This window comes from Intestinibacter sp. (genome assembly GCF_022780145.1).
Lineage (GTDB): Bacteria > Bacillota > Clostridia > Peptostreptococcales > Peptostreptococcaceae > Intestinibacter.
Genome location: NZ_JALEXO010000306.1, coordinates 1 through 15,075, shown reverse-complemented (window position 1 = coordinate 15,075; position 15,075 = coordinate 1). Strand labels below are relative to the sequence as shown.

Below are 15,075 nucleotides of genomic sequence, written 5' to 3'. Positions count from 1 at the left end.
TTTGCAGTAGGAAACCCGATAGTTCTACCTATTTGCTTTCCACTTACAACTACTCCCTCTACCGTATAATTATTTCCTAAATAATCTTTTACTTTATCAACTTTACCTTGAGCCAATAAATCTCTTATATATGTGCTGCTGACTCTTATATTATTTATTTTTATCGGTTTTATTATGTCCACATCGAAATTATATTCTCCACCTAATACCTTCAATAAATTTGCATCTCCTTCTTTATTCCTTGCAAAAGTAAAATCATGCCCCACATATACTTTTTCTACATTTAATTTTTTTACTAAAATATTTTCCACAAAATCTATAGCTGATATCTTAGTCATAGATTCATCAAATGGTATATTTAAAACAACATCGACTCCTAAGTCTCTCATACTATCTATTTTGCTTTTATCAGTAATAATCTTTCTTACTTTTTCACTTTCAAAAAAATTGGCTGGATTATTTGCAAAAGTAAATACTACGCTTTTGATATTATTTTCTTTTGCATAATTTACAGTCTTTTTTATAAGGACTTTATGACCTTTATGTAGCCCTTCAAACTTCCCTATTGTGACAGAACTTTTTTCTATTTGCTCTAATTCGTCTAAAGATGTTATAACTATCATTATTTTTTCCCCACCGAAATATTATTTACTATATAAAGAGTTTATCACTTTTTAAAGTAATAGTGTTATTATCTTTTGATATTTTTCCTACACCTATAAAAATATTTTGACAATAAACTCTTACAAGGTAGGTTTTTTCATCGTGATTTTTCAATCCTTTTACAGTAAATCGCTTCGAATCAATAGTTCCGCCATTTGTATAGTATTTTTTGGCACTCGGCTTTAAATCAGCCTCCAATAAATTATTTAGAACATAATCTACATCGTATAAATATTCATCTAAAGTACCATTTTTAGAAAATTCCTCTAATTGCTCTAGAGTTATAGAATTTTCTAGGTCAAATCTTCCAGATGAAGTTCTAAGTAAGAAGGACATATGTCCACCACATCCTAGATAAGCGCCTACATCATGACATATACTTCTCACGTAAGTCCCCTTCGAACATTCTACATAAAAAGTTATTTTATTATCAGATATATTTAAAATATCGATTTTTTTTATGTTGACTTTTCTAGGCTTTATCTCTATTGAATCAGCCTTTCCTTTTCTAGCTAAATCGCACATTTTTTTGCCGCCTACCTTCAAAGCTGAATAAACCGGTGGAATTTGATCTATTTCGCCCTCTTGTAGTTTAAAAGCCTGTACTATTTTTGATTTGTCTATACTACAGCCATCATTTCTATACAAAATAGTACCTGATGAATCGTACGTGTCAGTCTCTATTCCAAGTGTTAATTCACATATATAGGACTTGTCCTTATTTAAAATAAGTTCACTTACTTTTGTAGCTCTACCTAAACATATAGGAAGTACTCCCGCTGCATCTGGATCTAAAGTTCCCGTATGACCAACTTTTTTGATATTTAATATTCTTCTAACACAACTTACTACGTCGTGAGATGTCATTCCTGTTGGCTTTAAAATATTAACAATTTTATTCATTATATCATCCTTAAATATACTTTAAAGTCTCATCTACTACCATCTTAGTTGCATTTTGTATAGTTTCGCCAAATACAGTTAATCCAGCAGCTCTCACGTGACCTCCACCGTTAAACGCCTTTGCAATTTGGCTTACGTCTACGTAATTTTTAGATCTAAGACTTATTTTAATTTCATCCTGAGATTTTTCTTTTACTAAAATCCCTACTTCCACATTTTCAATATCCCTGCAATAAGGTGTTATACCATCTGTATCTTTGAAGCTTACGTTATTTCTAGATAACATATCTTGAGTAAGCGTTATAACAGCTACCTTAGTATCTATTATATTAAGTGTATTTAACGCTTCTCCCAATAGCTTATAGTAATTATAAGGGTTGTTTCCGTAAACCTCGCAGATAACTTTATTAGATTCAGCTCCTAATACTAAAAGCTCCTTTGCCATATCAAATGTGCTAGGACTAGTATTAGAATAAGTAAATTTACCTGTATCGGTTACTACACCTGCATATAATGCAGTCGCTATTTTAGAATCCATAACCTGTGTATTTTGTATTTGATTTATTCTTTTGAATATATTATATACGAGTTCACAAGTTGAAGACGCTTCAGGTATTATATAGTTAAAATCGCCAAAGCTTTGATTGCTAGCATGATGATCTATACAAATTAATTTTGAAGCTTTGTCTATTAATTCTCTATCTAAGCATATTCTCCCTAAATCTCCACAATCTAGTGATATTATACTAAAATCCTTTAAATTTAACTTTTCGAATTCTTCAGAATTTAAAACTTCTATATCGCTTAATAAAAATTTTAAATTAATAGGAATATCGTCGTCTAAAACATAGTAGACGTCTTTATTTATAGATTTTAGATAGTAGTACATAGATAGAGTAGAGCCTATATTGTCTCCATCTGGATTTACATGAGAGGTAACTATAAAATAGTTACCCTCATCTATATAATTAATAATCTTATCCATATTATTCACCGTCTTTTTCATCTTCTTCTGATGAATTTTTATATCCATTATTGACTTTTTTGATTAATTCATCCATGTACATTCCCTTTAATAGAGAATCGTCTATTTTGAATATAATTTCTGGAATATGTCTTATTTTTATATTTTTTCCAACTTCTCTTCTTATATACCCACATGCACTTTTTAAACCTTCTAGTGTAGATTCTTCATCTCCTCCTAGAATGCTTATATATACATATGCATAGCTTAAATCGCTTGTAACTTCAACATCAGTTACACTTACTAGAGAATTTATTCTTGGATCTTTTATTCCATTAATTAGCATTGTACTTACTATTTTTCTAATTTCTTCTGCTATTCTACGTGTTCTATTATTTGATGCCATTATATCAACCTCTTTTGTTAATTATAGTTCTCTCTTTACTTCCTTTTGGATGTAGGCTTCTATTACATCGCCTACTTTTATGTCGTTGTAATTAACAAAGCTCATACCACATTCAAAGCCACTATTAACTTCTTTTACATCGTCTTTGAATCTCTTAAGTGCTAATATTTCACATTCTTGGATTATTATACCGTCTCTGACAATTCTAACCTTAGAATTTCTGAATATCTTACCGCTTGTAACATAGCAACCTGCAACAGAACCAACACCTGAAATTTTGTATACTTCTCTTATTTCAGCTTTTCCTGTATCTTCGTCTTTTAGTTCTGGATCTAGTAAACCGCTCATAGCAGCTTGTATATCTTCTATAGCTTTGTAAATTATTGTATATGTTCTTATATCTACGTTTTCTTTGTCTGCTAAAGATTCAGCACCTGATACTGGTCTTACGTTAAATCCTATGATTATAGCATTTGATGCAGCAGCTAGTAATACGTCTGATTCGTTTATAGCACCTACACCGCCGTGGATTACATTTACGCCAACTTCTTCATTTGATAATTTTTCAAGTGATTGTTTTACGGCTTGAACTGAACCTTGAACATCTGCCTTTATTACTACATTTAAGTCTTTTACTTGACCTTCATTCATTTGGTTGAAGAAATCGTCAAGTGACATTCTTTGAGAAGATTTAAGCATTTCTTCTCTTTGGATTAATTGTCTCTTTTCAGAAATATTTCTAGCTATCTTATCTGTTGGAACAGCGACGAATTGGTCTCCACCTTGTGGTACTTCAGATAGACCAAGTATTTCTACTGCTGTCGATGGACCTGCATGTTTTACTCTTTTTCCTTTTGAATTTATCATCGCTCTTACTTTACCAGAAGCAATACCTGCAACTATTGGGTCGCCGACTTTTAAAGTTCCGCCTTGAACTAAAACTGTAGCAACTGGTCCTCTAGCTTTATCAAGTTGAGCTTCTATTACAGTACCAACTGCTCTCTTGTTAGGATTTGCACGTAATTCTTCCATTTCTGCAACTAATAGAACCATTTCTAGTAATGTATCTATATTTTGATTTTTCTTAGCTGAAACTTCTACAGATATTACGTTTCCACCCCAGTCTTCTACTAGTAGACCTTCATCTGCTAATTCTTTTTTAACTTTTTCTGGGTTAGCACCTGGTTTATCTATTTTGTTTATTGCTACTATTAGAGGTACACCTGCTGCATTGGCGTGGTTTATAGCTTCTATTGTTTGAGGCATTATACCGTCGTCTGCTGCAACTACAAGTATTGCTATATCTGTTACTTGAGCCCCTCTTGCTCTCATTGATGTGAAGGCTTCATGTCCTGGAGTATCTAAAAATACTATCTTTTGTCCGTTTATAGATACTTCAGATGCACCTATATGTTGAGTTATTCCACCTGCTTCACTTGATGTTACACGAGTATTTCTGATTGCATCAAGTAGAGATGTTTTACCGTGATCAACGTGTCCCATTACAGTTACAACTGGTGGTCTTGGTTTTAAGTCTTCTTCTCTATCTTCTTCAATTTCCATTAATTTTTCTATTTCTTCTTCTGCATCTACATCACTTGCAACTGCTTCTAATGTAAATCCATATTTTTGAGCTAATAAAGCTGCTACTTCAAAAGTAACCTCTTGATTTATTGTTGCCATAGTTCCCATTTTCATAAGTTCCATTATTACTTCTGAAACTGATTTTCCTACAGCATCTGCTAGATTTTGAACTGTTAAAGGTCCATCTACACTTATTTTCTTTCCATTTTCTTCTAATAATAATTCTGTCACTAATTGTGCGTCTTCTTCGTCTATTTCTGAATTTTCGTTTTCTACTTCAATTCCTAATTCAGCTAATTTAGCTATAACTTCTTTATTTGAAACTTTTACTTCTTTTGCAATTTGGTCTATTCTTGTATTTGCCACAAGATCACCCCCTATTAAATTTTTACTTACATAAGTTCTAAAATCTTTTGTGATAGATTTTTATCCTTTATGCCTATCACCGCTCTCGGTGATTTTCCTATAGATAAACCAAGCTCTACCTTTGTTGAAAATAGTATTTGGTCTACCTTTCTATAAGCCGATTTATCTTTGAATAATTTTTTGGTATTATCTGAAGCATCCTCGGCTACTATTATTAAATTTACCCTGCCTTTTTTGAGCTCCTTTAAAGTTGTATCGTCTCCTGACACGACTTTTCCAGCTCTCATAGCTAGGCCTATATAAGAATGAATTTTTTGATTGTTATTTGTCATAAGATTCTAACTCCGTCAATAATTTTTCATATACTTCATCAGAAACTTCCATCTTAAAAGCCCTGTTTAGAGCTTTTGTTTTTATGGCTTTTTTCAAGCATTCAGAGTCTTTACATATATATGCACCTCTACCATTTGCTCTGCCAGATGGATCTAAAAATATCTCACCTTCTTTGTTTTTGACAATTCTAATAAGCTCTTTTTTAGAATCCCTATCTTGACATACTATGCATTTTCTTTGAGGTATTTTCTTTACTTTTTTCAAAAGCAATCCCTCCTTAACTTTATACTAGTTGAGATTATTCTTCAATATCAGAATCTAAATCATCTGAAACTTCTAAATCGATATCTTCTACTTCAGGTGTAGCTTCGATTTCTTCTACAAAATCATCTTCTATAGCTTCTTCAGCTTTTAATTCCATTTCTTCTTTTATTTGTGATTCACTTTTTATGTCTATTTTCCAGTTAGTAAGTTTTGCTGCAAGTCTTGCATTTTGACCAGATTTACCTATTGCTAGAGATAATTGATAATCAGGAACTACTACAAGAGCAGTTTTTTCTTCTTCATTTACGTCTACTCTTACAACTTTTGATGGGCTAAGTGCTGCTGATATAAATTCAGCTGGATCATCACTGTAATTAATTATATCGATTTTTTCTCCACCTAACTCATCTACTACAGCTCTTACTCTTGAACCTTTAGTACCTACACAAGCACCGATTGGATCTATTCTTTCGTCTATTGATTGAACTGCTATTTTAGTTCTTGAACCAGCTTCTCTTGAAACAGATTTTATTTGAACTATACCTTGGTATATTTCTTCTACTTGTTTTTCAAATAATCTCTTAACAAGACCTGGATGACTTCTTGAAACTACTATTTGAGGTCCTTTATTAGTCTTTTTAACTTCTAGTATATATACTTTTATCTTTTGACCTGCTTTATACTCTTCTCCAGGAATTTGTTCAGATTCTGGCATAGAAGCTTCTATTTTTCCTACATTTACATATACAGTTTTTGAAGTGGCTCTAGCTATTTCACCTGTAACTATTTCTGTTTCCTTTTCGATAAATTCATTGTATACGATTTCTCTTTCTGCTTCTCTTATTCTTTGTACAACTACTTGTTTAGCAGTTTGAGCTGCTATTCTACCGAAATCCTTAGGAGTTACTTCATTTTCTATTATATCTCCTAATTCGTAGCTTGGGTCTATTTTTCTTGCATCTGCTAATTCTATTTCTAAGAAAGTATCGTATAAATCTGACTCATCTACTACTCTTCTTTGAGAGAATACCCTTACTTCTCCGTCTTCTCTATCTACTTCAACTCTTACATTTTGAGCTGAACCAAAGTTCTTTTTGTAAGCAGTCAAAAGTGCTTGTTCTATAGTATCTATTATAATTTCCTTATTTATCCCTCTGTCTTTTTCTAATTCGTCTAACGCGTCCATAAAATCTTGCTTTGGATCTACAATTTCTTGTTTCATTTTTATTCCTCCCTATTTAATACCGCTAAAATTTCACCGCAAGTCTGATTATAGCGATTTCTTTTTTATCAAACTCAACTTCATTATCATCTATTATAACTTTTATTTTTTTGTCTTCAGTTAAACCTACAAGCTCTCCTTCAAGCTGTTTTGTTCCATTTAAAGGTTTGTATAATTTGATTTCTACGTCTCTTCCTGCGTATCTTATAAAGTCTTTTTCCTTTTTAAGAGGTCTATCAAGACCTGGTGAACATACTTCTAAGAAATAATTTTCTTCGATTGGGTCTTTTTCGTCTAATATAGGATTTATTTCTCTTGATACAGCTTCACAATCATCTAAAGTAATACCGCCTTCTTTTTCAAGGTAGATTCTTAAATAAAATTGTCCCGCTTCTTTTACATATTCTACATCTACTAACTCTATATTCTTAGCATCCACAATAGGCAATACTAATTCTTCAACTATAGATTCAATATTCTTTTTCATTTATGCCTCCTATTCAGTTGTATTATAACATATTTAAAACAAAAGAGTGAGAACAACTGCCTCACTCTTATCTTCTGCCATATACTATTTTTCTATTACTATAACATAAAATTTTTTTATTTACAAGTATTTTTGCATAAATACCTTTTTAATTGTTATATTTTACACTATTTTTTTTGATTTGTATACAGTAAATTTCATTTTTTTGTAAAATTTTTAAAATAAAGATAGCTGATTTTTTTCACTCATATCATTTAAAGAGCCGTGATTTGAAAGTGTCTCTACTACTGTTTTAGAAATTTTAGTTCTCTTTCTCAGATCCTCTTTAGATATAAATTCGCCGTTTTCCCTTTCCTTTTGAATATTTATAGCAGCATTTTCACCCACACCTTGTAGAGCTATCATAGGTGGAAGTATTGTCTTATCGTCTACAACCTGAAATTTAGTCGCATCTGATTTATAAATATCTACTGGAATTATTTTTATTTTTCTAGCGTACATTTCAAGTGCAACCTCTAAAACAGTAAGCATTGTCTTGTCCTTTGCTGTTGCATCATTTCCTAATTCGTGTATTTCATCTATCTTTTTCTTAATACTGTCAAGTCCTTTTACAATTAAATCTGCATCAAAATCCTGTGCCTTAGTCGTAAAATAAGTAGCATAAAACGCAGCAGGATAATGCACTTTAAAGTATGCAAGTCTAAATGACATCATTACATATGCCACAGCATGTGCCTTAGGGAACATGTATTTTATCTTTTTACACGACTCAATATACCATTCAGGCACATCATGTTTGTTCATTTCTTCAATAAATTCTGGCTTTAATCCTTTACCCTTTCTTACGTGCTCCATAATTGTAAATGCCATTTTAGGAGGCAATCCCTTAAACAATAAGTAGTTCATTATATCGTCACGTGTAGATATAACCTCTTTAAATTCAACTGTTCCATTTACAACTAAATCCTGAGCATTATTTAGCCAAACATCTGTACCGTGTGAAAGTCCAGCTATACGAACAAGCTCTGCAAATGTAGTCGGTTTCGTATCAAGAAGCATCTGTCTAACAAATGATGTTCCAAACTCTGGTATAGCAAGAGAACCTATTGGACAGTTTATTTCCTCTGGAGTTACTCCTAACGCCTCTGTAGATGTAAATATTGACATGGTCTCCTTGTCATCTAGAGGTATATCTGTCGCATCTAAACCTGTAATATCCTCAAGCATTCTTATTATGGTCGGAACGTCGTGTCCTAGAATGTCAAGCTTTAATATTCTACCACTTATAGAATGGTAGTCAAAATGTGTCGTTATAACGCCACAGGACGTATCATTTGCTGGATATTGTATAGGTGTAATATCGTAGACCTCTTTATAGTCTGGTATAACCATAACACCTCCTGGATGCTGTCCTGACGTTCTTTTGACTCCTGTACATCCCTTTGCAAGTCTTAAAATCTCTGCACTATTTAAATCTAAATTATTTTCCTCTGAATATTTTTTAGCATATCCATAGGCAGTCTTATCTGCAACTGTACCTATAGTTCCAGCTCTGTAAACGTGACCCTCACCGAATAACTCCTCTGTATATTTGTGAATTACTGGCTGATAACTACCTGAGAAATTAAGGTCTATATCTGGCTCTTTGTCTCCTTCAAACCCAAGGAAAACCTCAAAAGGTATATCATGGCCATCCTTTTTGAGCTTTCTGCCGCATTTAGGACAATTTTTGTCTGGTAAATCTACTCCAGAACCCCACTCACCTACTTCAAAGAAATAAGAATATTTGCAATCTGGATTCTCGCATATATAATGTGCCGGTAACGGATTAACCTCTGTTATATCACTCATTGTAGCAGCAAGTGAAGATCCAACAGAACCCCTAGAACCAACTAGATAGCCGTCTGCTAGAGATTTTGTAACTAGCTTTTGCGCGATTATATACATAACTGCATAGCCATTGCTGATTATAGAGTTTAACTCCCTGTCGAGACGAGTTTTGACTATTTCAGGCATTGGGTCCCCGTAGATTCTCTTCGCCTTTGAATAGCACATCTCTCTAAGCTCAGTATCTGAGCCCTCTATTACAGGTGGAAATGTTTCGTCTGGTATAGGTAAAAAATCCTCTACCATATCTGCAACTTTATTAGTATTTTCGACTACAACCTCGTACGCCAGCTCTTCACCTAAATATTTAAATTCCTCTAGCATCTCATCTGTAGTTCTAAAGTGAAGATAAGTCTCCTCTTCATCTAGACTAAATCCTTGAGAATACTTGAGTACCCTTCTAAATATCGCCTCGTGCTTTTCTATGAAGTGAACATCGCCTGTAGCTACTGGAATTTTACCAAATCTCTTTGCTACTTCTATTACCTTTTTATTTAATTCTCTTAGCTCATCTTCATCCTTTACTTCACCGTTGTTTATCATAAACCTGTTGTTGTCTATAGGCATTACCTCTATATAATCGTATAAATCTATAATATCTTTTATTTCCTCGTCGCTTTTATTTTGCTTGACAGCTTGGAAAACTTCTCCAGCCTCGCAAGCTGAGCCGACGATAATTCCTTCTTTATGCTCCATAAGTACACTTTTTAATATTCTCGGTGCTCTGTAAAAATGATTTACATGAGCATCAGATACTATCTTGTATAAATTTTTAATGCCGACTAAATTTTGAGCTATTAAAGTAATATGCTTTGTCTTAAGCTTCGTGTAGTCTATACCTCCCAATATTTCATTGACATCGCTTAATTTTTTTGCGCCCTTTTTTTGAAGCATATCCAAGAATTTTATAAATATATGTGCAGTTGCAGCAGCATCATCTACCGCTCTATGGTGATTTTGTAGAGGTACTCCTAGCTCCTTCGTAAGATTGTTAAGCTTAAATCTCTTCAAATGAGGTAGAAGTATTCTAGCTAACATTAAAGTATCTACACTTTTATTTTCAAATTTTATACCCATTTCTTTGCATTTTTGATTTATAAACCCTATATCGAATTCAGCATTATGCGCAACTAACACACTATCTCCTACAAATTCCATAAACTTAGGCAAAATTTCTTCAATTGTAGGCTTATCCTTTATCAAATCGTTAGTTATACCGGTCAACTCCTGAACCTTATATGATATATCCTTCTCTGGATTTATCAACTCATTAAATCTATCTACAATCTCGAAATTTTGGACCTTGACAGCCCCGATTTCAGTTATCTTATCGTTTTTATTCGAAAAACCAGTAGTCTCTAAGTCAAATACTACAAATGTCTGAGACAATTCCTTATCATTTGAATCCTTTATAATAGGCGCATTATCCTCAACTAAATACCCCTCAACTCCATAGAGTATTTTTATATTGTTGCTTTTGCCTGCATCCATAGCCTCAGGAAACGCCTGAACTACACCGTGGTCTGTAATAGCTATTGCCTTATGCCCCCATGTAGCAGCCTGTTTTACTAGCTTTTTAGTTTGACATAGTGCATCCATTGAAGACATTTGAGTATGTGCGTGTAACTCTACACGTTTTTTAGGACTAGTATCCTGTCTGTATTTTTTTTGTTCGAGTCTAATACCACTTATAGTCATTGTAAGCTCGCGTTTAAACGCATCGTGTAATACGTCTCCCTTGATTTTTACATAAGTGCCTTCAGTTATTTTGCTTAAAACCTTATCTTGGTTCATATCGTTTAAGAACAGCTTGCAACTTATAGAGCTCGTATTATCTGTGACATCTGCTATAAGAAGAATTTTTCCATTTTTAAGTTCTTTGATTTCTATATTAAATATTTCTCCAACTATGCATACAGTCCTCATATTTTGATTTATATCGCAAATATGCTCGAATATTGCATTTACATTTTCTCCGTATATGATATTTTCATCTTCGCGATCTTCTTCTTTTATTACATATGCACCTTCTTCATCCTCTTCTTTTTTAGAATCAGAAATTTCCATCTCCTTGATCTTTTCTTCTAATTCTCTATCCATTTTTTCAATTATCTTTTTAGTATCTATTTTTTCATCTACAGCCTTTTCTAAAACAACCTTTAGCTCAATAGAAAATTCTTCTAAAAAAACATTGTGTATTATATGTTCACAGTTTTTAGATTTTAATTTATCGTAAAAAATACTCTTAGGTATTTTTATTTTCAAGGTATCATCTATACACATATATTCGACCTGTTTTTTCCATCCCTCAATAGCTGGACAGATATCTCTAAGTATATGAAGTATATTATCCCAGTTCTTTTTTACTATGTCTTTATTAGATTTACGAGACAAACCATTGTATCTCATCTTTATTTTTATATCAGAAAAATAATCTAGCTCATCTAACAAAGCCTCCCTAAGCGATGATAAAATGTCATAAGAAATTATTTCCTTGGACGATAAATACATATAGAAAATCTTATTCTCTTTATAATAAACAACCTTTGTTACAAGAACATCTTTTAATCTCTTATATAAAAAATCATTTTCAATTTCTAATTTGCTCAAATAATCGTTTATACTATCCATTTATATATGACATCCCCTTTCATCTCAAGATTTTGCTTTTTAAAGTAAAATTATATCATATTTTTTTAAATAATACCTTCCAAAGTAAATTATTTTTTTGGATTAGCTCTTTTTTATTTTTTTTTAATATTATTATAATAAGGTCTTATATTTGGAGGTATAAAATGACTTGCTCAAATATATATGATATAAAAAAAATACCTATTTACTATAAAGAATTAAAATGTAAAAAACTATTCACAAATGCTTTATCCCAAATGAATATAAATCAAAAGCAAATTCATTTATTTTACTATAAAAAAAGCAATATTCCAATTTGTGCGCTTCCCAAATTAGGTGTTGTAGTTATTTCCCAAAACGGATTTTTGTCATTTTGCTATAATTTTTATCTATTTATAAATTCCTTCAATACTGAAAATATTCCTATCACAAAGCAAAACATATACTTTATAGGAAAATGTGCTCTATGCCATGAAATAGGCCACATATTAGATCCAAATTTATCTACTATAAAATCGACCTCAAGTGATATAATTACTTCAATTGCAAATTCCATAGTAAAATACAATATCGACTTAAAGGATCGTTTTTACTATAAAAAAAATTTGCCCTTAGAATTAGAAGATTACGTCCTGCAATTTAAGAAAAATACAATTTTAAGAGAAATAAATGCCTGGAATATAGGAAAAGATATTGTCAATTTTGAAAGCTACATCGAAAAGTATATTTTTGAAAAAATGAAGGAATATGCCTTGGCGACATATAACTACGGAAACTTAAAAAATATAGTTTCAGAAAATAATTTAGAAAATCGCATAAAAGTTTTATGTTAAAGCATGTAAAAATTATAAGAAAATCTTTATTTTAAAGATCCATAATGTAGATTTTCTTGAAACACATATACGGAAATTATATTTATCCACAATTTAAAAATGAATATAATTTAAGTACTTGGCGTAGCAAGTACGCTACCCTTTCCTATGTGTTATAAATTAAGGAAAATCTAAAATTTGAAATTTTAGATTTTCCTAGTTATCATTATTTGTATTTAGGCACCAAATACTCCAAAGTAGTAGAATCATTGTAATAAGGAACTATCTTATTCATCAATTTTGCTATACAAACTGCCCAATCCACGTCTGTAGCATATTGATGACCTGTATTGTAACTCCATCTCATTTTGTATAGAGTATTTTGATTATATTTACTGCTATGTATGTAATTGTCAGATAGCCATTTAGCTGAACCATCGATAGTTTTATCAACTGAAGTCCATCCCTTTTTATAAGCATATTGAGAAGCTGATGATACAGCAGTTCCATCATATGCAGATATCCCAAAGAAGTTATAAACCTTGACTTGATTACCTGAAGAATCAGTTACATAAACTCCCTGAGCTAGTTTAGAAATTCCATGTCCTGTCTCAAGCATAGATGCCGCAACTAAATAAGTTACATCTAAATCGTATTTCTTAGCTGCATCTATAAATGCTTGTCCCTTATTTAAAAATACACTATGTGACTGACAGTATTTTGAAAAATAAGCATTCAATTCACTTGCAGTTATACCAGAGCGATACTTATCTATTCTTAAAAATTGAAGCTTTCCATTGCTGTTTGAAGTAAAATTATCTGGATTTAAATATTTTTTTAAATCTGTTTTAGTTGCATTTATATAATTATTAGAATTTGAGTAATCACTAGATATATTAGCTCTAATTTTATTGTATCCTTTTTGTGATAATTTATACTCGTAATCAACCATAGTATCAAAGGAATAACTTAAATTTTCATATGTAGTTTTTAATCCACCTTGATTGTTATTTTCAGTATTCCCTTCATTTTTATCGCAATCTTCATTATCAGGTATTTTATCAGTTAAATATTTATTTGATATGTAAGCGTATCCATCTTTGTATTTTATTTTTGCCCAACTGCCGTTTATAGAAACTACCTTAACCTCTTGTCCGTATTTATAAACTGTCAGTACTTTATAATCTGTCGATGGACCTGTTCTTACATTTAACGACGATGTATTTACATATTTTATCGTTACACTACTATCTATCTCGTCTGATAAATATTTATTAGATACATACCCCACTTTTGAATTGTACTTTATTTTTGCCCATTCATTTTCAACTGAAATAACCTCAACCTCTTGACCTTTAGTTAATTTTGTTATTATATCATAAGATGTAGATGGACCCTTTCTCATATTAAGTGATGAAGCTGATACCTTTTTAATCGTAGTCGTTTGATTTTCGATTATGTCTATGTATTTAGCACTTGCCCATCCTTGTCTTCCACTTTTGGTAGTTATTTTATACCATCCATTAGAAGAATCCTCAATTGTGACTTTATCATCTTTACTAATTACAAACTTTACATCATATGATTTATCTGGGCCACTTCTCACATTTAACCCATATGATGTAACTATACCCTCATTAGATTGTGCATTTATCGTCCCCATAAAAAACGGCAACACTACAGCACTAGTTAATACTATTTTTTTATTAAAATTCATATAAATCTCCTTTTTTCTTTTTTAGTCCCTTTTATATTATAAATATATACCCCTATATTTACAAATTAATATTATTTTTTCAAAAAATTCATATATCTACTTATTCATTAAAATTAAAGCAAATTCCTTTATAATCAGCACAATAAATATAAATTTTTTAATTATTTATAAATATCAAATAATTTGATATCATATAAATATAGATTAATTTAGGAGGTCCTAATATGAATGATAAAATAAAGGAATTAAAAGAACTTATAGAAAAAAGTAATAATATAGTTTTCTTTGGAGGAGCGGGTGTATCTACTGAATCAAATATTCCCGATTTCCGTAGTTCTTCTGGATTATTCAGCGAAAGACTAAACAAAAACTTTACTCCTGAACAATTAGTTTCACATACATTTTTTGTTAAATATCCCGATGAATTTTTTAAATTTTATAAAGATAAATTAATTTATCCAGAAGCAAAACCAAACAACGCACACAAGGCTTTAGCTAAACTAGAAGAAATGGGAAAATTAAATGCTGTCATAACTCAAAATATAGATGGACTTCATCAAATGGCTGGAAGTAAAAACGTATACGAATTACACGGCTCTGTACATAGAAATTACTGTACTAAATGTCATAAATTCTTTGACTTAGATGGCATGTTAGACCTTGGCGGTAATATTCCTCATTGTGATCAATGTGGTTCAGTTGTAAAGCCAGATGTTGTTCTATATGAAGAGGGCTTGGATAATGCTACTGTTGAAGGTGCTATAAGGGCTATATCATCTGCTGATTTGTTGATAATAGGTGGTACTTCTTTAGTTGTTTATCCTGCTGCTAGTTTT

Annotated in this window: 13 protein-coding genes; 2 read left to right on the top strand and 11 right to left on the bottom strand. The window is 31.5% G+C overall.

Going from position 1 to position 15,075, the window contains the following annotated elements:
* From MR593_RS11605 to MR593_RS11560, 10 genes are all read right to left on the bottom strand, one after another.
* The coding region (locus tag MR593_RS11605; protein ID WP_290693039.1) for a riboflavin kinase at nucleotides 1-623 on the bottom strand (623 nt) is incomplete at its 3' end.
* 28 nt (nucleotides 624-651) lie between these two features.
* Entirely contained in the window at nucleotides 652-1,566 is a 915-nt protein-coding gene (gene truB, locus MR593_RS11600) for a tRNA pseudouridine(55) synthase TruB (RefSeq protein ID WP_290693037.1), read from the bottom strand.
* A gap of 10 nt (nucleotides 1,567-1,576) precedes the next feature.
* The gene (locus tag MR593_RS11595) at nucleotides 1,577-2,551 is read right to left on the bottom strand and encodes a DHH family phosphoesterase (protein ID WP_290693035.1); all 975 of its coding nucleotides are present in this window, start codon (nucleotides 2,549-2,551) and stop codon (nucleotides 1,577-1,579) included.
* A 1-nt stretch (nucleotide 2,552) separates the two neighbouring features.
* Nucleotides 2,553-2,936, bottom strand: coding sequence for a 30S ribosome-binding factor RbfA (gene rbfA / locus MR593_RS11590; RefSeq protein ID WP_290693033.1), 384 nt, complete (start codon nucleotides 2,934-2,936; stop codon nucleotides 2,553-2,555).
* A 21-nt stretch (nucleotides 2,937-2,957) separates the two neighbouring features.
* Entirely contained in the window at nucleotides 2,958-4,886 is a 1,929-nt protein-coding gene (gene infB / locus MR593_RS11585) for a translation initiation factor IF-2 (protein WP_290693031.1), read from the bottom strand.
* A 26-nt stretch (nucleotides 4,887-4,912) separates the two neighbouring features.
* Complete coding sequence (locus tag MR593_RS11580) at nucleotides 4,913-5,218, bottom strand: L7Ae/L30e/S12e/Gadd45 family ribosomal protein (RefSeq protein WP_290693029.1); 306 nt, start codon at nucleotides 5,216-5,218, stop codon at nucleotides 4,913-4,915.
* Entirely contained in the window at nucleotides 5,208-5,483 is a 276-nt protein-coding gene (gene rnpM, locus MR593_RS11575) for an RNase P modulator RnpM (protein WP_290693027.1), read from the bottom strand. Before rnpM ends, MR593_RS11580 begins: the two co-directional genes overlap by 11 nt.
* 34 nt (nucleotides 5,484-5,517) lie before the next feature.
* Complete coding sequence (gene nusA, locus MR593_RS11570; protein ID WP_290693025.1) at nucleotides 5,518-6,705, bottom strand: transcription termination factor NusA; 1,188 nt, start codon at nucleotides 6,703-6,705, stop codon at nucleotides 5,518-5,520.
* 25 nt (nucleotides 6,706-6,730) lie between these two features.
* Nucleotides 6,731-7,192, bottom strand: a complete 462-nt coding sequence (gene rimP / locus MR593_RS11565) for a ribosome maturation factor RimP (protein WP_290693023.1) — start codon at nucleotides 7,190-7,192, stop codon at nucleotides 6,731-6,733.
* Between the two features lie 216 nt (nucleotides 7,193-7,408).
* Entirely contained in the window at nucleotides 7,409-11,710 is a 4,302-nt protein-coding gene (locus MR593_RS11560) for a PolC-type DNA polymerase III (protein ID WP_290693021.1), read from the bottom strand.
* A 164-nt stretch (nucleotides 11,711-11,874) separates the two neighbouring features.
* On the opposite strand from MR593_RS11560, the gene MR593_RS11555 reads away from it, so the two are divergent.
* The gene (locus MR593_RS11555; RefSeq protein ID WP_290693019.1) at nucleotides 11,875-12,543 is read left to right on the top strand and encodes a hypothetical protein; all 669 of its coding nucleotides are present in this window, start codon (nucleotides 11,875-11,877) and stop codon (nucleotides 12,541-12,543) included.
* A 205-nt stretch (nucleotides 12,544-12,748) separates the two neighbouring features.
* Here MR593_RS11555 and MR593_RS11550 read toward each other — a convergent pair whose 3' ends face one another.
* Nucleotides 12,749-14,239, bottom strand: a complete 1,491-nt coding sequence (locus MR593_RS11550) for an SH3 domain-containing protein (RefSeq protein ID WP_290693017.1) — start codon at nucleotides 14,237-14,239, stop codon at nucleotides 12,749-12,751.
* Between the two features lie 224 nt (nucleotides 14,240-14,463).
* Here MR593_RS11550 and MR593_RS11545 point away from each other — a divergent pair.
* A partial coding sequence (locus MR593_RS11545; protein ID WP_290693015.1) for an NAD-dependent protein deacylase occupies nucleotides 14,464-15,075 on the top strand: 612 nt, incomplete at its 3' end.

Excerpts from the sequence above, each read along its gene's own strand:
- truB (WP_290693037.1), bottom strand. The coding sequence starts at position 1,566 with ATGAATAAAATTGTTAATATTTTAAAGCCAACAGGAATGACATCTCAC.
- MR593_RS11595 (WP_290693035.1), bottom strand. The coding sequence starts at position 2,551 with ATGGATAAGATTATTAATTATATAGATGAGGGTAACTATTTTATAGTT.
- rbfA (WP_290693033.1), bottom strand. The coding sequence starts at position 2,936 with ATGGCATCAAATAATAGAACACGTAGAATAGCAGAAGAAATTAGAAAA.
- MR593_RS11580 (WP_290693029.1), bottom strand. The coding sequence starts at position 5,218 with ATGACAAATAACAATCAAAAAATTCATTCTTATATAGGCCTAGCTATG.
- nusA (WP_290693025.1), bottom strand. The coding sequence starts at position 6,705 with ATGAAACAAGAAATTGTAGATCCAAAGCAAGATTTTATGGACGCGTTA.
- rimP (WP_290693023.1), bottom strand. The coding sequence starts at position 7,192 with ATGAAAAAGAATATTGAATCTATAGTTGAAGAATTAGTATTGCCTATT.
- MR593_RS11560 (WP_290693021.1), bottom strand. The coding sequence starts at position 11,710 with ATGGATAGTATAAACGATTATTTGAGCAAATTAGAAATTGAAAATGAT.
- MR593_RS11555 (WP_290693019.1), top strand. The coding sequence starts at position 11,875 with ATGACTTGCTCAAATATATATGATATAAAAAAAATACCTATTTACTAT.
- MR593_RS11550 (WP_290693017.1), bottom strand. The coding sequence starts at position 14,239 with ATGAATTTTAATAAAAAAATAGTATTAACTAGTGCTGTAGTGTTGCCG.